This window comes from Kaistia geumhonensis (assembly GCF_030815145.1).
In the GTDB taxonomy this organism is placed as follows: Bacteria; Pseudomonadota; Alphaproteobacteria; order Rhizobiales; family Kaistiaceae; genus Kaistia; species Kaistia geumhonensis.
On the sequence record NZ_JAUSWJ010000001.1, the window covers coordinates 1,657,964 to 1,681,717 of the forward strand.

18 protein-coding genes are annotated in these 23,754 nt (G+C 67.1%); 8 read left to right on the plus strand and 10 right to left on the minus strand.

Features of this window, described 5'->3' with window-relative positions; all coding sequences use genetic code 11:
• Positions 1 to 3 precede the first annotated feature (3 nt).
• Genes glgA (QO015_RS07920) through QO015_RS07935 form a run of 4 tightly spaced genes read right to left on the minus strand, consistent with a single transcriptional unit; the run spans position 4 to position 7,475 of the window.
• Positions 4 to 1,455, minus strand: a complete 1,452-nt coding sequence (gene glgA / locus QO015_RS07920; RefSeq protein ID WP_266280228.1) for a glycogen synthase GlgA — start codon at positions 1,453 to 1,455, stop codon at positions 4 to 6.
• Positions 1,455 to 2,714, minus strand: coding sequence for a glucose-1-phosphate adenylyltransferase (gene glgC, locus QO015_RS07925; protein ID WP_266280226.1), 1,260 nt, complete (start codon positions 2,712 to 2,714; stop codon positions 1,455 to 1,457). The genes glgA (QO015_RS07920) and glgC overlap by 1 nt, the downstream gene beginning before the upstream one ends.
• Positions 2,715 to 2,758: 44 nt before the next feature.
• On the minus strand, positions 2,759 to 4,966 hold the full coding sequence (glgB, locus tag QO015_RS07930) for a 1,4-alpha-glucan branching protein GlgB (protein ID WP_266280225.1): 2,208 nt from the start codon (positions 4,964 to 4,966) through the stop codon (positions 2,759 to 2,761).
• 22 nt (positions 4,967 to 4,988) lie between these two features.
• Complete coding sequence (locus tag QO015_RS07935; protein ID WP_370877407.1) at positions 4,989 to 7,475, minus strand: glycogen/starch/alpha-glucan phosphorylase; 2,487 nt, start codon at positions 7,473 to 7,475, stop codon at positions 4,989 to 4,991.
• A 275-nt stretch (positions 7,476 to 7,750) separates the two neighbouring features.
• Here QO015_RS07935 and glgA (QO015_RS07940) point away from each other — a divergent pair, with 275 nt between their 5' ends.
• Together glgA (QO015_RS07940) and glgX are read left to right on the plus strand one after the other, a co-directional pair.
• A complete protein-coding gene (gene glgA, locus QO015_RS07940) occupies positions 7,751 to 9,262 on the plus strand; it encodes a glycogen synthase GlgA (protein ID WP_266280223.1) in 1,512 nt (503 codons plus the stop codon).
• Positions 9,259 to 11,319, plus strand: coding sequence for a glycogen debranching protein GlgX (gene glgX, locus QO015_RS07945; RefSeq protein ID WP_266280221.1), 2,061 nt, complete (start codon positions 9,259 to 9,261; stop codon positions 11,317 to 11,319). The genes glgA (QO015_RS07940) and glgX overlap by 4 nt, the downstream gene beginning before the upstream one ends.
• A 43-nt stretch (positions 11,320 to 11,362) precedes the next feature.
• Here the strand turns inward: glgX and QO015_RS07950 are convergent, their stop codons facing one another.
• The 3 genes from QO015_RS07950 to QO015_RS07960 form a co-directional block, all read right to left on the minus strand.
• Complete coding sequence (locus tag QO015_RS07950; protein ID WP_266280220.1) at positions 11,363 to 12,919, minus strand: EAL domain-containing protein; 1,557 nt, start codon at positions 12,917 to 12,919, stop codon at positions 11,363 to 11,365.
• 243 nt (positions 12,920 to 13,162) lie between these two features.
• Positions 13,163 to 13,492 (minus strand): L-rhamnose mutarotase, encoded by a 330-nt coding sequence (locus QO015_RS07955; protein ID WP_266280219.1) that lies wholly within the window; start codon positions 13,490 to 13,492, stop codon positions 13,163 to 13,165.
• Between the two features lie 35 nt (positions 13,493 to 13,527).
• Positions 13,528 to 14,310, minus strand: a complete 783-nt coding sequence (locus tag QO015_RS07960) for an IclR family transcriptional regulator (protein ID WP_266280218.1) — start codon at positions 14,308 to 14,310, stop codon at positions 13,528 to 13,530.
• 188 nt (positions 14,311 to 14,498) lie between these two features.
• On the opposite strand from QO015_RS07960, the gene QO015_RS07965 reads away from it, so the two are divergent.
• Positions 14,499 to 15,608, plus strand: a complete 1,110-nt coding sequence (locus QO015_RS07965) for a mandelate racemase/muconate lactonizing enzyme family protein (RefSeq protein ID WP_266280217.1) — start codon at positions 14,499 to 14,501, stop codon at positions 15,606 to 15,608.
• A gap of 11 nt (positions 15,609 to 15,619) precedes the next feature.
• On the plus strand, positions 15,620 to 16,354 hold the full coding sequence (locus QO015_RS07970) for an SDR family oxidoreductase (RefSeq protein WP_266280215.1): 735 nt from the start codon (positions 15,620 to 15,622) through the stop codon (positions 16,352 to 16,354).
• Between the two features lie 121 nt (positions 16,355 to 16,475).
• On the opposite strand, the gene QO015_RS07975 is transcribed toward QO015_RS07970, so the two are convergent.
• On the minus strand, positions 16,476 to 17,174 hold the full coding sequence (locus QO015_RS07975; protein ID WP_266280214.1) for a DUF899 domain-containing protein: 699 nt from the start codon (positions 17,172 to 17,174) through the stop codon (positions 16,476 to 16,478).
• A 27-nt stretch (positions 17,175 to 17,201) separates the two neighbouring features.
• Positions 17,202 to 17,453 carry a hypothetical protein gene (locus QO015_RS07980; RefSeq protein ID WP_266280213.1) on the minus strand — a complete coding sequence of 84 codons (252 nt, stop codon included), beginning with the start codon at positions 17,451 to 17,453 and terminating at the stop codon, positions 17,202 to 17,204.
• A gap of 105 nt (positions 17,454 to 17,558) precedes the next feature.
• Here QO015_RS07980 and QO015_RS07985 point away from each other — a divergent pair, with 105 nt between their 5' ends.
• From QO015_RS07985 to QO015_RS07995, 3 genes are all read left to right on the plus strand, one after another.
• On the plus strand, positions 17,559 to 18,782 hold the full coding sequence (locus tag QO015_RS07985; protein ID WP_266280212.1) for a helix-turn-helix domain-containing protein: 1,224 nt from the start codon (positions 17,559 to 17,561) through the stop codon (positions 18,780 to 18,782).
• A gap of 41 nt (positions 18,783 to 18,823) precedes the next feature.
• Positions 18,824 to 19,462, plus strand: a complete 639-nt coding sequence (locus QO015_RS07990) for an outer membrane protein assembly factor BamB family protein (protein WP_266280211.1) — start codon at positions 18,824 to 18,826, stop codon at positions 19,460 to 19,462.
• A gap of 93 nt (positions 19,463 to 19,555) precedes the next feature.
• Entirely contained in the window at positions 19,556 to 19,951 is a 396-nt protein-coding gene (locus QO015_RS07995; RefSeq protein ID WP_266280210.1) for a PRC-barrel domain-containing protein, read from the plus strand.
• A 76-nt stretch (positions 19,952 to 20,027) separates the two neighbouring features.
• On the opposite strand, the gene QO015_RS08000 is transcribed toward QO015_RS07995, so the two are convergent.
• On the minus strand, positions 20,028 to 22,466 hold the full coding sequence (locus QO015_RS08000; protein ID WP_266280209.1) for a beta-mannosidase: 2,439 nt from the start codon (positions 22,464 to 22,466) through the stop codon (positions 20,028 to 20,030).
• Between the two features lie 201 nt (positions 22,467 to 22,667).
• Between QO015_RS08000 and tal the strand changes: the two genes are divergently transcribed.
• A complete protein-coding gene (gene tal / locus QO015_RS08005; protein ID WP_266280208.1) occupies positions 22,668 to 23,636 on the plus strand; it encodes a transaldolase in 969 nt (322 codons plus the stop codon).
• Positions 23,637 to 23,754 lie beyond the last annotated feature (118 nt).

Here is a 23,754-nt window from a genome sequence, read left to right on the forward strand (position 1 = left end):
GCTTCAGGCGGCGGCGGCGAGGGCGCGGAACAGCCGCGCATAGGCGGCGGCCGGGCGGCGCCAGGAGACGTCGGTGGTCATCGCGTTCCGCTGCATCTGCCGCCAGTAATCTCGGTCGTGCCAGAGCTCGGCTGCACGCAGGATCGCCGCCTCCAGGTGATCCCCGGAGACCGGGCCGAACTGGATGCCGGTACCGATGCCGGCGGCACGCGCCACCTCGTTGGCGTCGATGATGGTATCCGCCAGCCCGCCGACGCGGGCGACCAGCGGGATCGCGCCATAGCGCAGCGCACAGAGCTGGGTGAGCCCGCAGGGCTCGAAGCGCGAGGGCACCAGGATGACGTCGCTGCCGGCCTGGATCAGATGCGCGAGCTTCTCGTCATAGCCGTTGAACATGCCGACCTGTCCGGCATGAACGCGCGCGGCATGCTCCAGGCCGCCGGCGATGCCCGCCTCGCCGGAGCCGAGGATCGCCAGCTGGGCGCCGGTGCCGAGCAGCGTGCCGAGGCGCTCCAGAAGAAGGTCGAGGCCCTTCTGCCATGTGAGGCGGCTGATGACGCCGAAGATGAGCCGATCCGGATCGGGCTCGAGGCCGAGCCGCGCCTGCAGCGCGGCCTTGTTCGCAGCGCGGGCCGCGAGGTTGTCGGCGCTGAACGGCTCGGCGATGTTCCTGTCCGTCGCCGGGTCCCATACGGTGGTATCGATGCCGTTGAGAATGCCCGAGACGGCGCCGGCGCGGGCGCGCAGCAGCCCGTCGAGGCCCATTCCGCCTTCGGGCGTGCGGATTTCGACGGCATAGGTCGGCGACACCGTCGTCACGCGATCGGCGATCTGCAACCCGGCCTTGAGGAAGCCGATGGTGCCGTAATATTCGACGCCGTCGACCGAGAAGGCATGCGGCGGCAGGCCGAGCACCTGCATCAGGTCGCGTCCATACTGGCCCTGGAAGGCCATGTTGTGAACGGTCATCACCGACGCCGCATGCGGGCGGCCGGAATAGCGCATATAGGCTGGCGCGAGACCTGTCTGCCAGTCATGGGCATGGACGATGTCGGGACGCAGCTCTGGCAGGAAGCCGACACCGAGATCGGCCGCGACTCGGGCGAGCGCCGCGAAGCGCAGCGCATTGTCGTGCCAGTCGCGCCCGTCGCCACCGACATAAGGATTCCCCGGCCTGTCATAGAGCCAGGGCGCCTCGATCACCAGGACATCGAGCCCTCCCGCGCGACCGCGCAGCAGCCGCGCATCGCCGCCGAAGAGGCCATGGAAGATGTGGACCATCTCCCCGCCTTCCAGCGCCGCCATGACGGCCGGATAGCCCGGCACCAGCGTCGTGACATGGATGTCTTCCGCCGCGAGCGCGGCCGGCAGGGCGCCGACCACGTCGGCGAGACCGCCGGTCTTGACGAGCGGATAGACCTCCGACGCGACGGAGAGGACTTCGAGCCTGGCCATCACTTCAGCGCGTCGATCATCGGCTGCGTGATCAGGCAGATGCCGTTCGCCGTGCGGCGGAAGCGCTTGGCGTCCAACTCCGGATCCTCACCGACCACGAGCCCTTCCGGGATCTGGACGCGCGAATCCACCACGACATTGCGCAGTCGCGCCGAGCGGCCGATGTCGACGTAAGGCAGGATGACGCTCGACTCGACATGCGAGAACGAGTTGCAGCGCACCCCCGTGAACAGCAGCGCGCGGTTCAACGAGGCGCCCGAGACGATGCACCCGCCCGAGACGAGCGAGGACAGCGCATAGCCACGACGGTTCTCCTCGTTGTGGACGAACTTCGCCGGCGGCGTCACCTCGCTATAGGTCCAGATCGGCCAGTCGCGATCATAGAGATCGAGGTCGGGGACCACGCTCGTGAGGTCGATGTTGGCTTCCCAGTAAGCGTCGACCGTTCCGACATCGCGCCAGTAGGAGATGGACTCCGAGCGCGAGCGGACGCAGGAATTCTCGAAGTGATGGGCGACCGCCTTCCCGTGCTTGACGATGTGCGGGATGATGTCCTTGCCGAAGTCGTGGCTGGAATTCGGGTCCTCGGCATCGCGGCGGAGTTCGTCCATCAGGAAGCGCGTCGAGAACACATAGATGCCCATCGAGGCCAGCGCGCGGTCCGGCTTGCCGGGCATGGCCGGCGGGTCCTTGGGCTTCTCGATGAAGGAGATGACCCGGTCCTCGGTGTCGACATGCATGACGCCGAAACCGGAGGCCTCCTCGCGCGGCACTTCGAGGCAGCCGATCGTCACGTCGGCATTCGACTCGACGTGCTGCTTCAGCATCTCCTCGTAGTCCATCTTGTAGATATGGTCGCCGGCGAGCACGACGAAATACTCGCTGTCATAGTCCTTCAGAATGTCGAGGTTCTGATAGACAGCATCGGCGGTGCCGAGATACCAGAGCTCTTCAGACACGCGCTGGCTTGCGGGGAAGATATCGAAGATCTCGTTGCGCTCGGGACGGAAGAAGTTCCATCCGCGCGCCAGATGGCGGATCAGAGAATGCGCCTTGTACTGCGTCGCGACGCCGATGCGCCGGATGCCGGAATTCATGGCGTTGGACAGCGCGAAATCGATGATGCGCGACTTGCCGCCGAAATAGACCGCCGGCTTGGCGCGCCGGTCGGTGAGTTCCATGAGCCGGCTGCCGCGGCCGCCGGCCAGGACGAAAGCCATGGTCTGGCGTGCCAAGGGTGCACTCGCCGTCTTCTGCATGTCTCGCTTCTCCCCCTCGATGGCTTCTTGGTTCGCCTGTTCCGTCAGGCCGGCGGCCAGACGCCGTCATATTCAAAATAGATTGTCGACAGCGGCGGCAGGATGATGTCGGCAGATGCCGGAAGTCCGTGCGACGAAAGCGCGGCCGCATGCACGCCGCCGAGATTGCCGATGCCCGAACCGCCATAGGCGGCGGCGTCGGTGTTGAGAATTTCCTTCCAGCGACCGGCGGCCGGCAGGCCGATGCGGTAGCCGTATCGCACCACCGGCGTGAAATTGCAGGCGACCACGACCGGCGGATCGCCCTCGCCGCCGAAGCGCAGGAAGACGATGACGGACTGGTCCTTGTCGTCGGTCACGACCCAGCGGAAGCCCTCGCCCTCGCAATCGCGCGCATGAAGGGCGCCGTGGCCGCGATAGACGCGGTTCAGGTCGCGCACGAGATCGCGCATGCCCGCATGCAGCGGCGCGCCGAGCAGGTGCCAGTCGAGCTCGGCGTCGAAGTTCCATTCGCGGCGCTGCGCGAATTCCTGGCCCATGAAGATCAGCTTCTTGCCGGGATGTCCCCACATGAAGCCGTAGAAGGACCTGAGGTTGGCGAATTGCTGCCAGTCGTCGCCCGACATCTTGCCGAGCATCGAGCCCTTGCCATGCACGACCTCGTCGTGGCTGAGCGGCAGCACGAAGTTCTCGGAGAAGGCATAGAGCAGACCGAAGGTCAGCTTGTCGTGATGAAAGCGGCGGAACACGGGATCGAGCGACATATAGTCGAGCGTGTCGTGCATCCAGCCCATGTTCCACTTGAAGCCGAAACCGAGGCCGCCCTCATGCGCGGGGCGCGAGACGCCCGGCCAGGAGGTCGATTCCTCGGCGATCGTCATGGTGCCGGGATGCTCGCCATAGGCCAGCCGGTTGGTCGTCTGCAGGAAGTCGACGGCCTGATGGTTCTGGTTGCTGCCGTCGGGATTGGGCAGCCATTCGCCGGCCTTGCGGGAATAGTCGAGATAGAGCATCGAGGCGACGGCATCGACGCGCAGGCCGTCGACATGGAACCGATCGAGCCAGTAGAGCGCGCTGGCGGCGAGGAAGTTAGCCACCTCACGACGACCGAAATCGTAGATCGCCGTATTCCAGTCCGGATGAAAGCCGCGGCGCGGATCGGCATATTCGTAGAGCGGGCGGCCGTCGAAATGGGCGAGGCCGTGCTGGTCGGTCGGGAAATGCGCCGGCACCCAGTCGAGGATGATGCCGAGGCCGGCCTTGTGCGCACGGTTCACGAAGCGGGCAAAGCCCGCGGGATCGCCATGGCGCGCCGTCGGCGAGAAGAGGCCGATCGGTTGATAGCCCCAGGACGCATCCAGCGGATGCTCGGTGATCGGCAGCAGTTCCAGATGGGTGAAGCCGAGATCGACGGCATAGGGGATGAGCCGGTCGGCGATCTCGTCCCAGTTCATGAAGCGCCAGCCGTCGGCCTTCTGCCACGAGGCGAGATGGACCTCGTAGATCGACATCGGCTTGCGCCGCGCATCCCCCTGGCCGCGGCCGGCGATGAAATCGGCGTCGTCGAACGCGTAGGCGTCGGTCTTCGCCACCACCGAAGCGGTCGATGGGCGCAGTTCGCTGCCGAAGCCGACGGGATCGGCCTTCAGCGGCAGCACGACATCGTCGGGACCGACGATTTCGTATTTGTAGATCGTGCCCTCGCCGATTTCGGGGGCGAAGATCTCCCAGATGCCGCTGTCGACGCGCTTGCGCATCTGGTGGCGGCGGCCGTCCCAGTCGTTGAAATCGCCGACCACGGAGACGCGCCGCGCCTCGGGCGCCCAGACGGCGAAATGCACGCCGGCGACGCCGCCATGCGTCATCACATGGGCGCCGAGCTTCTCGTAGAGCTGCCGATGCGTGCCCTCGACGAGGAGATGATCGTCGAGGGGGCCCAGCACCGGACCGAAGGCGTAGGGATCGATCAGCGACCAGCTGCCGCCGGAATTGGACGCGCGAAGCCGGTAGAGGAAGCGGCGGGCGCGGCCCGGGATCAGCGCCTCGAAGAAGTCCGTGCCGGTGCGCCGCTCGAGGGTGGCAACCGGCTCGCCCTCAAGGGTCTCGATCGCGACGCTCTCAGCGTGGGGGACGAAGGCCCGGACCGTCATCCCCGCACGCGTCTCGTGAAGGCCAAGCAAGGAGAACGGATCCCCGTGGCGCGCCGCGATCAGATTTCCGACATCGACTTCATCGGCACGCCACCCAGCCATCACGCCTCCCGCACTGCGAGCCTCATCCGGCCGGCTTCACGGGTACGTTCCAGATATCCTTGGCATATTCCGCAATCGTGCGGTCCGAGGAAAACCAGGCGACCCGAGCCGTGTTCGTGAGGCTCGCTTTCCACCATGCTGCTCTGTCCAACCACAACGCGTCAACGTCTCTCTGGGCTGCATAGTAGGAATCGAAATCTGCCGTCACCAGGAAGTAGTCGTGATGGCGGAGCGCCGTGGTCAGCGCCGCATAGCGCCCAGGGTCACCCGGAGAGAACACGCCGCTCTCGATCGCCTCGATGGCCTGGGCGAGCCGCGTCGAGGCGGCGATGGTGGCCGAGGCGTCGATGCCCTGGCGGCGGCGCTCGGCGACCTCAGGCGTCGTCAGGCCGAAAATGAAGATGTTCTCGTCGCCGACATGCTCCTTGATCTCGACATTGGCGCCGTCGAGCGTGCCGATGGTGAGCGCGCCGTTCAGCGCCAGCTTCATGTTGCCGGTGCCGGACGCCTCCATGCCGGCGGTGGAGATCTGCTCCGAGAGATCGGCGGCCGGAATGATGATCTCGGCGAGGCTCACATTGTAGTTCGGCAGGAACACGACCTTGAGCAGATCGCGCACCGTCGGGTCGCTGTTCACCACCGCCGCCACGTCGTTTGCGAGCTTGATGATCAGCTTGGCCATGTGATAGCTGGCGGCCGCCTTGCCGGCAAAGATCTTGACGCGCGGCACCCATTCCTTGTGCGGCTGGGCGCGCATCGCCTGATAAAGCGCGATGGTCTCGACGATGTTGAGCAGCTGGCGCTTGTATTCGTGGATGCGCTTGATCTGCACGTCGAACAGCGCGTTCGGGTTGACGCGGATGTCGAGCCGGTCGCGGATGACGCGGGCGAGCGCCACCTTGTTGGCACGGCGGACCGTGCCGAACGTATCATGCAGGGCGGCGTCGCCGGCATGCGGCACCAGCCTCGCAAGACCCGTCGCGTCGTCAAGGATATCCGGCCCGCATGTATCGACCAGCAGGCGGGTGAGGCCCGGATTGGCGCCCTGCAGCCAGCGGCGGAAGGTGATGCCGTTGGTCTTGTTGTTGATGCGCCCCGGATAGACGCGGTCGAGATCGCGGAAGATGGTCTCCTTGACGAGATCCGAATGCAGCGCCGAAACGCCGTTGATCGAATGCGATCCGATGAAGGCGAGATGGCCCATGCGCACGCGGCGCCCGCCGGCCTCGTCGATCAGCGATACCGACGACAGGAAGCCGTCGTCGGCGCCCTCGAGATGCTTGGCCTTCTCGAGATGGATGGCGTTGATGAGGTAGATGATCTGCATCTGGCGCGGCAGAAGCCGCTCGAGCAGCGGCACCGGCCATGTCTCCAGCGCCTCGGGAAGCAGTGTGTGGTTGGTGTAGCCAAGGGTGCGGGTGGTGATGTCCCACGCCTCGTCCCAGGGAATGTCGCGCAGGTCGACGAGGATGCGCATCAGCTCGGCGACGCTGATCGCCGGATGGGTGTCGTTGAGCTGGATCGCCACCTTGTCGGCGAGCGAGCGGATGTCGCCATAGGTCCGCATATGGCGGTAGACGAGGTCCTGCAGTGAGGCCGAGACGAAGAAATATTCCTGGCGCAGGCGCAGTTCCTGGCCGGCCGGTGTTTCGTCGCTCGGATAGAGGATCTTCGAGATCGCCTCGGCGCGAACCTGCTCGACCAGCGCGCCGATGTGATCGCCCGAATTGAAGGCGTCGAGGCGCAGCGGATCGACGGCACGCGCCGACCACAGCCGCAGCGTGTTGACGTGGCGGCCACGCCAGCCGGTGATCGGCGTGTCATAGGCGACGGCCTCGATCGTCTCCGACGGGTGCCAGACATAGCGCGGCAGGCCCGAGGGCTGCATGATCGCCTCGACGGAGCCGCCGAACTGGATGTCGTAGACGACCTCCGGACGCTCGAACTGCCAGGGATTGCCGAAGGAAAGCCAGTTTTCGGGATATTCCTGCTGCCAGCCGCCCTTCACGACCTGACGGAAGAGGCCGTGATCGTAGCGGATGCCGTAGCCATAGGCCGGGATCGACAGCGAGGCCATGGAATCGAGGAAGCAGGCGGCGAGACGGCCAAGGCCGCCATTGCCGAGCGCGGCATCCGGCTCCACCGACTTCAGCTTCTCGATATCGACGCCGAGATCGCCGAGCGCGGCGCGGAAGGTCTCGGTGATGCCGAGATTGTTCATCGTGTCGAAGAGCAGGCGGCCGATGAGGAACTCGAGCGACAGGTAGTAGACGCGCTTGGCGCCGGCCGCGTAGGTGGCCTTCGACGATGCGATCCAGGGATCGACCATCCGGTCGCGCACCGCGAGCGCCGTCGCGAGGAACCAGTCGCGGTCGCTCGCCGTTACCGCGTTCTTGCCGACCGCATAGGTGAGCTTGGCGGTGATCGCCTCGCGCGCGGCGGCGATTGCGGCTGAATCGGCGGCCGCTCCGGCGGCCGGAAGTTCTGACTTCATAACGGCGTCGACCATGTCGTCTCCCATCCCCCGCATGGGCCGGGACGGAGCCGATCGCCCGCCCGTCCTGCGTCATGCTGCGCTGCGACTATGCCATGCAACACGAGTGCCGCTCCAGCCGGCAATAAGGTCGCATGGCGCGAATTGAGGCAGGGACTGTAGCAACCAAGCGCCGTCCTCACCGTTGTAGTCGGGCAGTTCATCTCCGCCTGTCCGGGTCTCGCCGCCCGATCGGTCCGGGATCGCTGCCTTCCATCATTGTCCCGAGGGCAGAAGGGTCGACCGGAGCCATGAAGATCCTGTTCGTCACCAGCGAGTTTGCGGATTTCGCCAAAGCTGGCGGCCTCGCCGATGTCTCGGCCGCGCTGCCGCGCGCGCTGAAGCGTCGCGGAACGGATGTGCGCGTCCTGATGCCGGCCTACCAGAACGTTCTCGACCGCATCTCGCAGCTCAAGGTCGTCGCGTCGCTGCCCGGCCATGCGTCGATCGAGCCCTGCCTCATCGGCGAGACCCAGACGCCGGACGGCATCCCGGTCTATCTCATCCTGGCGCCCTCGCTCTACCAGCGTTCCGGCACGCCATACACCACCGCCGAGGGCTATGACTGGGGCGACAACGACCTGCGTTTCGCGCGGCTCGGGCTCGCAGCCGCCGAGATCGCGCGCGGGCTCTCCGGCGTCGACTGGACGCCGGATCTTGTCCATGCGCATGACTGGCCGGCCGCCATGGCGCCGGCCTACATGGTGTGGTCGGGCGTGACGACGCCGTCGGTCTTCACGATTCACAACCTTGCCCATCAGGGCCTTTTCGGGGCCGACCGCCTCGACGCGCTCGGCATCCCGCACGAGGCGTTCCGTACCGACGGGGTCGAGTTCCACGGCTACATCTCCTTCATGAAGGCGGGTCTTGTCTACGCCACTCATGTGACGACCGTGAGCGCCACCTATGCTGCGGAAATCACGGAGGAACCCCTCGGATCCGGCCTGCATGGCCTGACGCGCGGCCTCACCCATGAGGGGCGGCTCTCCGGGATCGTGAATGGCCTCGACGCCGAATGGGACCCCGCCTCCGATGCGCATCTCCTCAGCGGCTTCCATGCGGGCGATCTCTCGGGCAAGGCGGTCAACACCGACTTCATCCGCATGTCGCTGTGCATGGCGCCGTCCGACGGACCGCTGTTCGGCATCGTCTCGCGGCTCGTGCATCAGAAGGGGCTCGACCTGATCGCGGAGGCGGCGGGAGCCATCGTCGAGCGTGGCGGCCAGATCGCCATTCTCGGTACGGGCGATCCGGGCGTCGAGCGCATGTTGCTCGACATGTCGCGCCGCCATCGCGGATCGATCGGTCTCGTTGCCGGCTTCAGCGAAACCATGGCGCACCGCCTCGTGGCGGCGAGCGACTTCTTCCTGATGCCTTCGCGCTTCGAGCCCTGCGGGCTCACTCAGATGCAGGCACAGCGCTATGGCGCGCTCCCGGTCGCCCATGCCACGGGCGGTCTCGCCGATACGATCGAGGACAACCAGACCGGCTTCCTCTTCCACGACTTCTGGGTCGGCGGCCTGCTCGAGGCCACCAACCGCGCCTTCGATGCCTATACGCAGCCGGAGCTCCTGGCCGACATGCGCCGCCGCGCCATGGCCAAGACGTTCGACTGGGACGGCCCGGCGCAGTCCTATGAGGAACTCTTCTCGCGCGTCACCGGCCTGCCGATGGAGCGGCCGCCGGACCGCGGCTTTTCCGGAGTGACGCGCCTGCCGAAACTGATCAGCACCGACTCGGACCGTAGAGCCGCCGCCAGATGACCAAGCTTTCCTCGGGGAATCCCTATGCCCTCGGCGCCACGCCGGACGCCAAGGGCACCAATTTTGCGTTGTTTTCAGATCATGCCGATGGCGTCACCCTCTGCCTCTTCTCGGAAGACGGAAGCAAGGAGACCGAGCGCATCGCGCTGCCGGAATGCACCAACGGCGTCTGGCATGGCCATGTCGGGGGCGTGAAGGCCGGCCAGCTCTATGGCTATCGCGTCAGCGGTCCCTTCGACCCCGTCAACGGCCACCGCTTCAACGACACCAAGCTGCTGCTCGACCCCTACGCACGCGAACTCGTCGGCCCGCTCACCTGGGACGACGCGCTCTACGGCTATCCGGTCGGCGACGGCGACGACGCGGATCTTCGGAAGGATGAGCGCGACAGCGCCCCCTTCATGCCGAAGGCGCGCGTGATCGGGCCGGACATCCTGACGAAATCGAAGCGTCCGATGACCCCCTGGCCACAGACGGTGATCTACGAGTCGCATGTCCGCGGCTGGACGATGCGCCATCCGGTTCTGCCCGACGACATCCGCGGCACCTTCGCCGCGCTCGGACATCCGAAGGCTATCGAGCATCTGCACCGCATCGGTGTGTCGGCGATCGAGCTGATGCCGATCCACGCCTTCGTGCAGGATCGTCACCTCGAGGAGCGTGGACTCAGGAATTTCTGGGGCTACAACACCATCGGCTTCTTCGCGCCCGAGGCGCGCTATATCGACGGCGGCGGGCTCGCCGAGATCGCCGAAGCGGTCGACCGGCTGCACGAGGCCGGCATCGAGGTCATCCTCGACGTCGTCTACAACCACACGGCCGAGGGTAACCATCTCGGGCCGACGCTCTCGTTCAAGGGCATCGACAATTTCTCCTATTACCGGCTGATGCCGGACGACAAGCGCTACTACGACGACCTGACCGGCACCGGAAACGCCATCGACACCAATCACCCGCGCGTGCTGCAGATGGTCATGGACAGCCTCAGGCTCTGGGCCAGCGTCTATGGCGTCGACGGCTTCCGCTTCGACCTCGCGCTGACGCTCGGCCGCGAGCCGACCGGCTTCAACCCGCGCCACGCCTTCTTCAACGCGATCCTGCAGGACCCGCTGCTCGGCAAGCTGAAACTGATCGCCGAGCCCTGGGATGTTGGCCCGGGCGGCTACCAGCTCGGCAACTTCCCCGCCGGTTTCTCCGAATGGAACGGCGACTATCGCGACGTCGTGCGCGAGTTCTGGATGGGCGCCGAGGGCCTGCTGCCGAGCTTCGCCGCACGCTTCGCCGCGTCGAGTGATCTCTTCAACGAAGGACGCCGGCGGCCCTGGTCGAGCGTCAACTTCATAACCGCGCATGACGGCTTCACGCTGGAGGACCTCGTCTCCTACAACGACAAGCACAACGAGGCGAACGGCGAGGACAATCGCGACGGCCACAGCGACAACCGCTCCTGGAACTGCGGCGCCGAAGGCCCGACCGAGGACGAGGGCATCCTAGCGCTGCGCAAGCAGCAGAAGCGAAACCTCATCGCGACGCTGATGCTCTCCCAGGGTGTTCCGATGCTGCTCGCCGGCGACGAGATCGGCAATTCGCAGGGCGGCAACAACAACGCCTATGCGCAGGACAACGAGATCGGCTGGGTCGACTGGAGCAATACCGATCCCGAGCTGATGGACTTCACGGCGAAGGTGATCGCGCTCCGGCGCAGCAGGAGCGCCTTCTCTCGGGCCGAGTTCCTCACCGGGGCGCGGACCTCGCTCGGCCAGCGCGACGTCGCCTGGTACAGCGCCGGCGGCGAGCGCATGTCCGACGGCGAGTGGCAGGACCCGTTCGTCAAATGCCTCACGGTGCGGCTCGCGCCGATGCGGGGCGACGAGCCGACCATGATGGTCATGATGAACGCGTCGCATGTCGACGTCGACTTCGTCGTCCCCGGCAAGGAAGGTTCCGGCTGGAAGGTCGTGCTCGACACCGCCTCCGACAACGAGGGCGAAGTCATGCCCGGCGATACGCGCAAGGTCCCGGCGCGCTCGCTGCTCGTGCTCGAAGGCAACGGCTGAGACGCTTGAGGCAGCCGGGCCTGAGGCGGAAAAGGAGACCGCCTCAGGCGAAGGCGAGGGTCAGCGCCTCGTGCGCCGGCATGGGTCGACCGAACAACCAACCCTGGCCGACCGCTCCCGGTGTCAGCTCCTCCAGCGCCTGCGCCTGTTCCTCGGTCTCGACGCCTTCGAACACGATCTTCAACCCCAGCGTCGCGACCATGTGGGAGACTTGGCGCAGCACCAGCGCCGGGACGAAGGCACTGTCCGCGGAGCGGGTAAAGAGCTTGTCCAGCTTGATCGTGTCGATCGGCAGCGTGGCCAGATAGGCGAGGCTGGAATAGCCGGTGCCGAAATCGTCGAGGAAGACGCGGTATCCGGCCTCGCGGAGCGAGCGGATGGCCTCGCCGATGCGCTCGATGTCGCCGGTGTCGCGTTCGGTGATCTCGAGCGCGATCCGGCTGCGGTCCACGCCGTAACGCAGGCGGTGATAGTCGAGCAGTTCCGGCAGTTCCGGATCGAACAGCGAGCCGACACCGATATTGATGCTGAGATAGACCTCCGCGCTGCCGGCGAGAAGCGGCGCGAGGCCGGAGATGGCCCGGCTCACCACCCGTTCGGTGAGGGCCGGCAGCAGGCCGTCGCGCTCGGCCACAGGGATGAAATCGTCGGGCGGGATCGCGCCGCCCGATGGCGGATGCCAGCGCGCCAGCGCCTCGAAGCCGACCAGCCGCCTATCGGAGAGACGGACGATGGGCTGGTAGTGGACGTTGATCTGATCCTTGCGGATGGCGCGTGCCAGGCGCCTCGACAGCGACCGCCGGCTTGCATTGCGCGACCAGACGAGGGACAGGCCCCCGAACCCCAGCGCCGAACCTGCGGTGAGCAGGACCGCGCCTGTCGTGGTGCTCATGCGTGTCAGCGCCGCCGGCGCCGGCTCGGCGATCTCGACGCAGAAATCGCTGGCGCTCGCGCAGCTGCGGATGCCGTGATCGTTCCAGAAGCCGGCATAGTTCGCCCGGGCATGTTCGGCGCCGACGAGCCTTCCGGGTGTCCCGTTCCTGCGGAAGATCAGGTCGCCCGCCCTGGTCCAGCCGGCGACCTCGGCCCGATCGAGGTCGTCGAGAAGCTCGCCCGCCGCCCGCGGCCTGGAAAAGACGATGACGCCGTCGCGGGCCAGCGCCGACACATGGATGCGCGGATCGCCGAAAATCTGGACCTGGGGCCAGAAGGCGGCCCCGTCGGCGCGGAGGATCGTCGTCGCCGGCAGGACGGTGCCGCGCGCCATGCCGCGGGCGCCGTCGCACAGGACCTTTCCGTCATGCATACGCCCGATATCGAGGACTTGCGTCGTCCGCGCGGCGATGATCCTCAGTTCGGCAAGGTCCTCCGGCGAGCAGGGCACCGTCTTCAGCCGGGCGATGGCACGCAGGGCGATGCGCGAGTCGGTGGCGATCTGCTCGGCGCGCGCGATGACGAGCCGCGCCCGGTCCTGAAGCTCGGAGTGCCGGTCCTGCCAGGCGTAGAATTCGTAGCCGAGGGCCACCACGAGGGTGCCAAGGGCGACGGACGCAGCGACCCAGAGGCCGGCGAGCAGGATGGCGACAGGGCGGGGGACCATGACTATCCGACTGCAGCGGCGATTTCCTCCGCTCGCCGCCTTGCCGCCGGGCAAGGCCCTCCACAACGGCCCCGCCTGCCATGGACTGGCGGCGGGGAATGCCACGGAACTGCCCTACCCCGGTTGCAGGAATCGGCTCCCGGACGCTCCAGCTTGCACATCGCAATCAGTGCACCGCAAGACCCGTACGAACGCAATTTCGGCGTCGTTAACGGGCCCTCACCTCAACCAACGAGAGAACGCTCAATCGACATGGAAGACCTCTTCCATCGGCGCCCACCATTCGCCCTCGGCGCGGCTTTCGAGCGGCAGCTGCATCGGCCCGCAGATCGACCACCAGCGCTGCGTCTCGGGATCGGCGGCCATGATCGCGCTGTCGGCGGCGAAGTCCTCGCCGTGATACTCGAACGAGGCGAAGAGCAGATTTTCCGGCTCGCGCAGATAGATCGAGTAGTTTCGGATGTTGCAGCGGGCGATCATCGCCAGGACGCTCGGCCAGACGTCGGCATGCAGCCGCTTGTATTCGGCAATGGCCTCGGGGCGGATGCCGAGGACGAAACCCATGCGCTTCATCGCGTGTGCCTCCCATTCTTGGTCTTGAGTGCCGGTCAGGATTCCTCGCCGCCCTTGCCGAGGACGATGGACAGGTCTCGGGTGGCGTCGAGAAGAATGGCGAGCGCCTCGTCGCGACCGGGAACGTCGGCGCGATCGACGCGCGGCAGGAACGGACAGGTCAGCACCGCGATGGCGGACTCGCCGGGACCGAGCACCGGAGCGGAGAGATTGAACACCGATTCCGACTGGAAGCTCGACATCGCCTCGTAGCCGCGGGCGCGAACCGCTTCGAGCCGCTCGTCGAGATCGTCCGGACGGCCGCGGTCGTCGGCGCCGATCTCGCGCTCCGCCTCCATCAGCGAGCGCTCCTCGGCGCTCGCGAAGGCGAGCAGAACGTGGCCGGAACCGGTATTGTAGAGACTGACCCGCGCGCCGACCCGGATCGAATAGCTCCAGTAGGACGGCGCATCCATCTGTGCCACGACGATCACCCGGCCGCGGTCATAGATCGCGAGGTGGCAGGCCTGTTCGGCCCGGCGCGAGAACTGGCGCAGCACCGGCAGAGCCTGGCTGACGAGCCGCCTGACGGGCGCGTGCTGGTGGGCAAGCGCGAAGAGGCGCAGCGTCAGCTCGTAGCGGTCGCCGAGGATGCGGGCCACATAGCCGCGCCGCACCAGGCGATCGAGCATGCGATAGATCTCGTTGGGCGAGCGGCCGAGCGCCTTGGCGATCTCGGCCTGCGTCATGCTCTCGTCGGTTGCGGCGAGCAGCTCCAGAATGTCGAGCCCCTTGTCGAGGGCGGGGGCGCGATAGCGGTCGGCGGCGTCTTCGAACATTCCCCTCGCCTCTTCCGGCGGCCGTCCCGCCCTCTCGCGTCGCTGAGGGCAACGGGAAGCGATTGACTTCCCTCCACCCGGATCGCTTATATGCGAATACACCATTCAAGGGTGGATAATCGAGGCCTTCTTGAAGGCCTCTTTGCCTGCGCGGCACCGGCCGGATCGCCGGCCTTGGGGAGGGAAGCATGGCCCGCATCACGCGTGTCGAAGGGCTGATGGTGGACCTGAAGCCGAAGGTGAAGCGCGTCGACGCCATCCAGTCCTTCGTCAGCCAGGAAACGCCGATCATCCGCATCACCGATGCCGACGGCGCTGTCGGCACCGGATACACCTACACGATCGGCACCGGCGGTCCGGCGATCCTCTCGCTGATCGAGCGCACGCTGGCGCCGGCGCTGATCGGACGCGAGGCAGGAGAGATCGAACGCATCTGGCGCGATCTCCTCTTCATGACGCATGCCACCGCCGTCGGCGCGATCACCTCGCTGGCTCTGGCCGCCATCGACACCGCGCTCTGGGACCTGAAGGCCCGCCGCGCGTCGCTGCCGCTGCACATCCTCGCCGGCGGCGCGCAGGAGCGCATCCGCCTCTACACGACCGAGGGCGGCTGGCTGCATCTCGACACCGCGGCCATCGTCGACGACACGATCCGCGCGAAGGAATCCGGCTTCTCCGGCGCCAAGGTCAAGGTGGGGCGGCCGCTGCACGAGGATGTCGCGCGGCTTTCCGCGGTGCGCGAGGCGGTCGGCGCGGGCTTCGAGATCTTTACCGATGCCAACCAGGCCTTCTCGGTCGACGAGGCGATCCGCCGGGCGCGGGCCTATGAGGCGGTCGATATCGGCTGGCTGGAGGAACCGCTGCCGGCCGACGACGTGGACGGGCATGTGCGCCTCGCCGCCTCGACCTCGGTCCCGGTCGCGGTCGGCGAAAGCCTCTATTCCGCGCCGCAGTTCCGCGACTATCTCCAGCGCCGGGCCTGCTCGATCGTGCAGGTCGACGTCGCCCGCATCGGCGGAATCACGCCCTGGCTCAAGGTCGCGCATCTGGCCGAGACCTTCAACGTCGCCGTCTGCCCGCATTTCCTGATGGAGCTGCATGTCGCGCTCTGCGCCGCCGTCCCGAACGCGCGCTGGGTGGAGTATATCCCGCAGCTCGACAGCCTCACGACGGCCGGCATGCGTATCGAGGACGGCCATGCCATCCCGAGCGCCGAGGCCGGCCTCGGCATCGCCTGGGATTTTGCCGCGATCGACCGCATGACGGTCGATGGGTCGCGCTTCCTCATCCAAAGCTGAAAGGACGTTTCATGAGCGGAAAGCTCGCAGGCAAGGTCGCGCTGGTCACGGCGGCGGCGCAGGGGATCGGCCGCGCCATCGCCGAAAGCGCGGCGCACGAGGGCGCCACCGTGTTCGCGACCGACATCAACGAGGCGAAGCTCGCCGAACTCGGCGGCCTGTCGCAGGTGACGACGCGCGTGCTCAACGTGCTGAAGGACGCCGAAGTCGGCGCGCTTACTGCCGAAATCGGCACTGTCGACGTGCTGTTCAACTGTGCCGGCATCGTCCATGCCGGGACGATCGAAGAGGCGACCGAGGCCGATCTCGACTTCGCCTATGACCTCAACGTCAAGTCGATGTGGCGCACGATCAAGGCGACGCTGCCCGGCATGCTCGCCAAGGGCGACGGCGCGATCGTCAATATCTGCTCGGTCGCCGGATCCGTGAAGGGCGTGCCGAACCGCTTCGCCTATGGCGTCACCAAGGCGGCAACGGTGGGGCTGACCAAGTCGGTCGCCGCCGATTTCGTGACGCGAGGCATCCGCTGCAACGGCATCTGCCCCGGCACCGTCGAGAGCCCGTCTCTGCAGGACCGCCTCCGCGCGCAGGGCGACTACGAGGCGGCGCGCGCCGCCTTCATCGCCCGCCAGCCAATCGGCCGCATCGGCACGCCGCAGGAGATCGCCGACCTCGCGATCTATCTCGCGACCGCGACCTATACGACCGGCCAGATGCACATCATCGACGGCGGCTGGACCAACTGACATCAGAAGGCAGTCCGCCGGAGGCGGACGGCCCGATATCGTCCCATGCGCGAGAGAAACGTGGATGGCCGGGACGAGCCCGGCCATGACGCGTGAAGAGCTGTGATCGCGCGAGCGGAGCTCAGTACTGATCCCGCCGCCGCACCCAGGATTGCGGGAATTCGAGCCCTTCCTCGTTGCGGCCCTTGGGGACAAGGTCGAGATAGTGATAGGCGCCGTTCAGCATCTCCACGCCCCGGCTGTAGCAGGAATAGGTGTGGTAGACGGCGCCCGCCTCGTCCTTGGCGAAGACGCTGATGCCGACGATGTCCGAGGCGCCGACGCGGCGCATCTCGTAATTGTAGTAGGCGCGCCCCGCCGCGAGTTCCTCCGGCGTGAATGCCGCCTGATGATCGAAATTGAACTCGCTGCCCTCGGCCTGCACCCAGGGGAACGACCATCCGAAGCGCGCCTTGTAGGCCTCGATCCGCTCCAGCGGAGCCCGCGAGACGGCCGTGAAGGCGACGTCGCGATGCGCGAGATGGATCGGGATACGGTCGAAATTGTCGGCCCAGAAGGAGCAGGACTTGCAACCCTCCTGCCAGTCCGGCCCGAACATGAAGTGGTAGACGATGAGCTGAGAATGGCCGTCGAACAGATCGGAAAGGGACATCCGCCCGTTCGGACCAAGGAAGCGATAGTCCTTCGTCACCGGCTCCCAGGGCATCGCCATGCGCTTGCGGGTCAGCACCTCGCGCTGGCGGGTGAACTCCTTCTCGGCGGCCAGAAGCTCCAGCCGAGCCGTCAGCCAGTCGTCATGCGCGACGATCGTGTTGAGCATCTTTCTTCTCCTTGATCAATTGAGGATTCAGACCCGGGCGAGACGGCGGAGCCAGGCCCCGGCATGGACGACGCTCATGAGCGCGTACATGAGGCCCATGCCTCCGGGCAGGATCGTTCCCGGCATGGGCCCGCAGAGCACGGTGCCGCTCTCCTCCGCGAAGCTCGCCACCGCCATCGCCGCGAAGAGCGGCGTCGCGGCGAGCGCGATGCCCCCGGCGATCCGCTCCGACCACGACGGGGACGCCGCCGAAGACGCCTTCCAGGCGCTGCTGGTCATTTGCTGCCATCCATCCCATGCTGCGAACGCGGCCCGGCTGGACCGCGAACCGATCCTCGCCGCGGGAAGAGCGGGAGCGGGAGTGACAATTCTGGCGCGATCGAAATGGACTCGCTGATCAACGCCGCGGCGCTGGCGCTCGCCCATGGCGATCCGCTCGGTGCGCTCAACCGCGTGGCGCTGCGTGATGATGCGCCGGCGCTGGCGCTGCGCGGCATCGCGATGGCGCAGCTCGGCGATTTCCCGCGCGCAAGGGCGCTGCTGCAACGGGCGCGGCGCGGGTTCGGCCCGCGCGAAACCGTGGCGCGGGCGCGCTGCGTCGTCGCCGAGGCCGAGATCGCGCTCGTCTCGCGCGACCTCGGATTCCCCGGCAGGCCGCTCGACGAGGCCCGCGCCACTCTGGAGGCGCGCGGCGATCATGCGAATGCCCGTCATGCCCGCATCCTGGCTGCGCGGCGGGCGATCCTGCTCGGGCGCCTCGCCGAGGCCGCCACCCTGCTCGACGCCGAAGCGCCGTCCGATGCCCTGCCGCCGGCCACGCTGGCATCGGAAGCTCTGGCAAAGGCCGGCCTCGCGATCCGCCGCATCGACAGCAGGGCGGCCCGGGCGGCCCTCCGCCGGGCTGACGCGGCCGCCCGGCGCGCCGGCATCCCCGCGCTCGTGGCCGAAATCGCCGCCGCAACCGCGATGCTGGATGCGCCGGCGGCGCTGCTGGTCGAGAGGACGGGCACACGCCTGCTGGCGCTCGCGGAGGTCGAGACGCTGTTCGCCTCGCGGGCGCTGGTCGTCGATGGCTGCCGCCACGTTGCGCGCTCGGGCGAGGAGCAGGTGGCGCTCGGCACGCGCCCTGTTCTCTTCGCACTTCTCCGAAGTCTCGCGGGCGGCTGGCCAGACGATGTTCCCCGCATGACACTCATCCGCGACGCCTTTCGTGGCCGGGAGGCCGATGAGTCGCATCGCGCCCGGCTGAGGGTCGAGATCGGGCGCCTGCGCGAGGCGCTGGCGCCGCTCGCCGATATCGTCGCGACCGAGGCGGGCTACCGTCTGTCGATGCCGGCGGAGCGGTCCGTCATCATGCTGGCCCCGCCCTTTGACGCGCCGCACGCCGCCGTTCTGGCGCTGCTGTCCGACGGCGAGGCCTGGTCCAGCTCCGCGCTCGCCCTTGCGCTCGGCACGAGCCCCCGCAGCGTGCAGCGCGCGCTCGACGTGCTGGCGCGATCCGACAAGATCCAGAGCGTCGGACGCGGGCCTGCCCGGCGCTGGATGGCACCGCCGGTCCCCGGCTTCCCGACAAGCTTGTTACTCCCCGGCCCGGCCCCCGGCGGCTAGGATGGGCGCCGTTCGGAGCCGACCGAAAGGGGGACGATGTCATGAAGCGCGCGAAGGCCGAGGTGATGCGGGAATATGGCCCGTTCGAAGGCGCACCCAGCATCGGTGGCGTCACCTATGACGGGGAGCGGGTGTGGTTCGCGGCCGGCGAACGGCTCGCCGCGCTCGACCCCGACAGCGGAGCGGTCGTGGGCGCCATCGACATCGCTGCCCATGCGGGCACGGCCTTCGACGGGCGCCACATCTACCAGATCGCCGGCGACCTTATCCGCCGCATCGACCCGGCGACCGGCGAACTGATCGCGACCATCCCGGCGCCCGGCAAGGGCGGCGACAGCGGCCTCGCCTATGCCGAAGGCGCATTGTTCGTCGGCCAGTACCGCGAGCGCTGCATCCACGAGATCGACCCCGACACCGGCGCCGTCCGCCGCACCATTCGCTCCGACCGCTTCGTGACCGGCGTCAGCTTCGTCGACGACGAACTGTGGCATGGCACCTGGGAGGACGAAACGAGCGAATTGCGCCGGATCGATCCGGCGAGCGGGACCGTGCTCGAGACGCTCGATATGCCGGAGGGGCTGACAGTGTCCGGCCTCGAATCCGACGGCGGCGAGCGCTTCTTCTGTGGTGGCGGCACCAGCGGCAAGGTGCGGGTCGTCCGCCGCCCGCGGCGGGCCTAGAGCCCTTCCGGCCTGCCGGAAGCGCTCTTCCCGAGGAACGATCCGCGCCGGCTCACGTTGACCTTCCATCAGAAGCAGCGATGGAGGATCACCATGACTTTGGTCAACGACACCGGCTTCACCACCGATACGCGCCCGATCAACCCGCTCATTTCGGGCGACAAGGTCGATGGCACGGCCGTCTACAACGGCGCCGGCGAGCGACTCGGCGATGTGCATGACGTCATGATTGACAAGGTCTCGGGCCGCGTCGTCTACGCCATCATGTCGTTCGGCGGCTTCCTCGGCATCGGCGAGAAGTATCATCCGCTGCCGTGGAACGCCCTCAAATACGACGTCGAACTCGGCGGCTATGTCGTCAACCTGACGCGCGAGCAGCTCGAGGGCGGCCCCGTCTACGATGAGCTCGACGAGCCGCTCTGGGGCGACCGCGACTACGAGAAGCGCGTGCACGACTACTACGGTCTGCCGCCCTACTGGATGGTCTGATCCAGCAGGCTTCCATCAGAAGGCCGCGGCACCCGCCGCGGCCTTCTTCGTTTCTGGAACCCTTTGCGCCGGACCGTCAGCGCCAGGTTGCGCCGAGATGATGGACGGCAACGTCCTCAGCCCGGGGCATCGCAACGCCGGCCTCCGGTTTGAAGGTGACGGTGCGCGGCTCCCCCGGCAACAGCAGGAAGCTCGCATCGTCGAAATGGCCCGGATGGGCCGCCGCCTCGGGCCGCACATAGAAGGCCGGCGCGTCCGAGGACAGGGTAAAGCGTCCGTCACCCTCGTTGGTGACGGAAATCGTCGCCACCGGCATCTCGATCCGCTTCGGCAGGTCCGGGAAGACCACGACCTGCAGCGTCGGATCGGTAACGCCATCGACCAGCGCGTCGATCACATAGAAGCGGTCATCGGCGCGCGGCGCATCGATCGACGCGACATCCACCGCGCGGTCCGGCGGCAGATGGGCCTCCGCGATCCGTTCGCCGAGCAGGGCGCCCGAAAGATCGAGCGTGCGGATGCGGACGCCGAGCCGGACTTCGTGATGGCGGTCGTTGACGGCCCGCAGCGCGAGGCGGCCGTCAAGGATGCGGGCGGCGACCGCCACCGGGGCGAAGAAGCGCTTCGCGTGATAATGCAACGTCTTCCAGGCCAGCGAATGGTCGATGGACGACCACGAGACCGCCGGCCAGACATCGTTGAGCTGCCAGTAGAGCGCGCCCATCGAATGCGGCTTCAGGCTGCGCCAGTAGCGGACCGCCGTCTCGATGGCGAGCGCCTGCTGAAGCTGCGACAGGAACACGAACTGCTCGAAGCCGGAAGGCACGCGGAAATAGCGGGCCATGGTGTCGATGATACGCGAATTGCCGGCCAGGTCGCGCTGGTGGAACTCCATCACCGGATGGGTGGCGTTCCACTCCTCCTCCTTGGCGAAGGAGCGGACGCCCGTCATGGACGGGAAGGACTGAAAGCCGAACTCCGAGCAGAAGCGCGGCTTCACCGTATAGTAGTGCTCGAAATTCTTGTTCGAGTGCCAGACGTCCCAGAAGTGCATGTCGCCCGAGCCGTCGTCGTGCCAGGCGTCGCCATAGTCGAGCTCGCCCTTGCACGGTGACGACGGCCAGAACCGGCGGCCGGGATCGGTCTCGATCACCGCCCGGTCGATGACACGGTTGAGGCGGTCGTAGTTGACGAGATAGCGGTCGCGGTTGTTGCGGGAGAGCTCATACCAGGTGAGCGAGCCGACGACCTCGTTGTCGCCGCACCAGAGCGCGATCGACGGGCGGCTCGACAGGCGCTTGATCTGGTAGCGCAGTTCCGCATCCACCTGATCGAGGAACTCCGGCGTCGAGGGATATTGCGAGCAGGAGAACATCATGTCCTGCCAGACCAGAAGGCCGAGCTCGTCGCAGAGGTCGTAGAAGGCGTCGAACTCGTAAAAGCCGCCGCCCCAGACGCGGATCATGTTCATGTTGGCTTCGACCGCAGCGGTGAGCAGCGCCGCGATACGCTCGCGTGTGATCTTCGCGGGCAGCGCATCGGCCGGGATCCAGTTCGCACCCTTGGCGAAGATGTCGACGCCGTTGACGCGGAAGATCATCGAGGCGCCGGCCTCGTCCTTCTCCGTCACCACTTCGAGCGTGCGGAAGCCGACGCGGCGGATGACGCTGTCGCCCGGGATCGAGACGGTCGCGTCATGGAGCGGCTGAGCGCCATGGCCGGCCGGCCACCAGAGATCCGGCTTGCCGACATCGAGATCGAGCGACAGGCGGCCGATGCCGCCGGCGACGCGGGCTTCGCCGGTCACGGTCCTGCCGGCGAACTCGAACGTCACCGGGATCGCGGCATCGGCGGTCGCAGGCGCGGCGAGTTCCACCTCGGCGGTGGCCCGCACATGGCCCTGCGCGTCGTGATGCTGGCGGATCTGGACGCTTTCGATGCGAGCCGTCTCGTAGAGATGCAGCACCGGCTCGGCATAGACGCCCATCACCATCAGGCAGGGCCCCCAGTCCCAGCCGCCATGGCACTGCGCCTTGCGGATCATGTTGAGGTCGGGAACCTTGTTGTTGTTGACGCTCCACGGGATCGGGAAGGGCTGCAGCGCGGCGCGGCGGCTGGCCTCGGCGCCGGCTGGCGAGAAGCGCAGGGTCAGTTCGTTGGCGCCCTCGACGACGAGGCCGGTCACGTCGATGCGGTGGCGGATGAAGCTCGACTCGAGCCTGGCCACGCTCTTCCCGTTGACGATCACCTCGGCGAAGGTGTCGACGAATTCGAGCTCGAGCACCGCCCAGCGGCCGGCGAGCGATCCGGACGCTACGTCGAAACGGCGGACGATCTCGAAGGCCGATTCGCCGACCCACTGCACGGCAGCCTCGTTGCGCCCGATCATCGGATCGGGAATGCGGCCCGCGGCGAGCAGCGCGGAATGGATATCGCCGGGAATGGCACAGTCGCCGATCACCGCCCCTTCGGCATCGGCGAGCGTCCATGTTCCGGCGAGCGAAAGACGTGTCATGGCAGTTGTCCTATCGGCGCGAGGCAAAAGCGCGGGGCTGTCGGGGCGAGCGGGCAGCGCGGACTGGATCAGGCCCGAAACCGTCACGCAACCGTTTTCCGTTCGGTCGTATTTTTGGCTTCCATTTGACCGGCAAGGTGCTCATATGCCGGGTTATAGGCCTGTGCGGCGCACTGCCGCGGATATTCTGGAGGATCGCCAATGACATCGAAACTCGACCAGCTGAAATCCATGACGGTGGTGGTCGCGGATACGGGCGACCTCGAGGCCATCAAGACCTTCAGGCCGGTCGACTGCACCACCAATCCCTCGCTGGTGCTGAAGGCCGCCGAGCTGCCGCAGTACAAGGACGTGATCGACGGCGCCGTCGCCTGGGGCGCCAAGAAGGGCGGCAGCAAGGAGGCGATCGCGGCCGCCGTCGCCGACCGGCTGCCGGTGCTGTTCGGTGCCGAAGTCTCGAAGCTCGTCCCCGGCCGCGTCTCGACCGAGGTCAATGCCGACCTGTCCTTCGACACCGAGGCCTCGCTCGCCCGCGCCCGCGAGATCATCGCCGACTATGCCGCGCTCGGCATCCCGCGCGAGCGCATCCTGATCAAGCTCGCCTCGACCTGGGAAGGCATCCGCGCCGCCGAGGTGCTGCAGAAGGAAGGCATCGACTGCAACCTGACGCTGCTCTTCTCGATGGCCCAGGCCGCCGCCTGCGCCGATGCCGGCGTCTTCCTCATCTCGCCCTTCGTCGGCCGCATCCTCGACTGGTACGTCAAGTCGACGGGCAAGACCTTCGAGCCGGAAGAGGATCCGGGCGTCCTGTCGGTTCGCCAGATCTACGCCTACTACAAGAAGCACGGCATCAAGACCGTCGTGATGGGCGCCTCGTTCCGTTCAACGGGCGAAATCGAAGCGCTGGCAGGCTGTGACCGGCTGACCATCTCGCCGGCGCTCCTGGAAAAGCTTGCCGCCGACGAGGGCACGCTGACCCGCAAGCTCGACGCCGCCAATCCCGGCGAAGCCGGCCCGCTGCTGAAGCTCGACGAGAAGGCGTTCCGCTGGCATCTCAACGAGGATGCGATGGCGACCGAGAAGCTCGCCGAAGGCATCCGCCAGTTCGCCAAGGATCTCGGCACGCTGCGCGGCATGATCGCCAAGAAGCTCGAAGCCGTTCCGGCCTGAGCCGGCCATTCCCCTACCGCACGACAAGACCCGCCGGAGCCCTCCGCCCGGCGGGTTTTTTCATGGCCGGGACGGACCTGGCGGGACCGGCTTGCCGGACGACGCCCGATGAGATAAA

Coding starts and splice junctions, on each gene's coding strand:
- QO015_RS07965 (WP_266280217.1), top strand. CDS start 14,499: ATGGCCCGCATCACGCGTGTCGAAGGGCTGATGGTGGACCTGAAGCCG.
- QO015_RS08000 (WP_266280209.1), bottom strand. CDS start 22,466: ATGACACGTCTTTCGCTCGCCGGAACATGGACGCTCGCCGATGCCGAA.
- QO015_RS07980 (WP_266280213.1), bottom strand. CDS start 17,453: ATGACCAGCAGCGCCTGGAAGGCGTCTTCGGCGGCGTCCCCGTCGTGG.
- glgB (WP_266280225.1), bottom strand. CDS start 4,966: ATGGCTGGGTGGCGTGCCGATGAAGTCGATGTCGGAAATCTGATCGCG.
- QO015_RS07990 (WP_266280211.1), top strand. CDS start 18,824: ATGAAGCGCGCGAAGGCCGAGGTGATGCGGGAATATGGCCCGTTCGAA.
- QO015_RS07950 (WP_266280220.1), bottom strand. CDS start 12,919: ATGGTCCCCCGCCCTGTCGCCATCCTGCTCGCCGGCCTCTGGGTCGCT.
- glgX (WP_266280221.1), top strand. CDS start 9,259: ATGACCAAGCTTTCCTCGGGGAATCCCTATGCCCTCGGCGCCACGCCG.
- QO015_RS07995 (WP_266280210.1), top strand. CDS start 19,556: ATGACTTTGGTCAACGACACCGGCTTCACCACCGATACGCGCCCGATC.
- glgC (WP_266280226.1), bottom strand. CDS start 2,714: ATGCAGAAGACGGCGAGTGCACCCTTGGCACGCCAGACCATGGCTTTC.
- QO015_RS07970 (WP_266280215.1), top strand. CDS start 15,620: ATGAGCGGAAAGCTCGCAGGCAAGGTCGCGCTGGTCACGGCGGCGGCG.
- QO015_RS07935 (WP_370877407.1), bottom strand. CDS start 7,475: ATGGTCGACGCCGTTATGAAGTCAGAACTTCCGGCCGCCGGAGCGGCC.
- QO015_RS07955 (WP_266280219.1), bottom strand. CDS start 13,492: ATGAAGCGCATGGGTTTCGTCCTCGGCATCCGCCCCGAGGCCATTGCC.
- QO015_RS07985 (WP_266280212.1), top strand. CDS start 17,559: ATGGACTCGCTGATCAACGCCGCGGCGCTGGCGCTCGCCCATGGCGAT.
- QO015_RS07960 (WP_266280218.1), bottom strand. CDS start 14,310: ATGTTCGAAGACGCCGCCGACCGCTATCGCGCCCCCGCCCTCGACAAG.
- tal (WP_266280208.1), top strand. CDS start 22,668: ATGACATCGAAACTCGACCAGCTGAAATCCATGACGGTGGTGGTCGCG.
- glgA (WP_266280223.1), top strand. CDS start 7,751: ATGAAGATCCTGTTCGTCACCAGCGAGTTTGCGGATTTCGCCAAAGCT.
- glgA (WP_266280228.1), bottom strand. CDS start 1,455: ATGGCCAGGCTCGAAGTCCTCTCCGTCGCGTCGGAGGTCTATCCGCTC.
- QO015_RS07975 (WP_266280214.1), bottom strand. CDS start 17,174: ATGCTCAACACGATCGTCGCGCATGACGACTGGCTGACGGCTCGGCTG.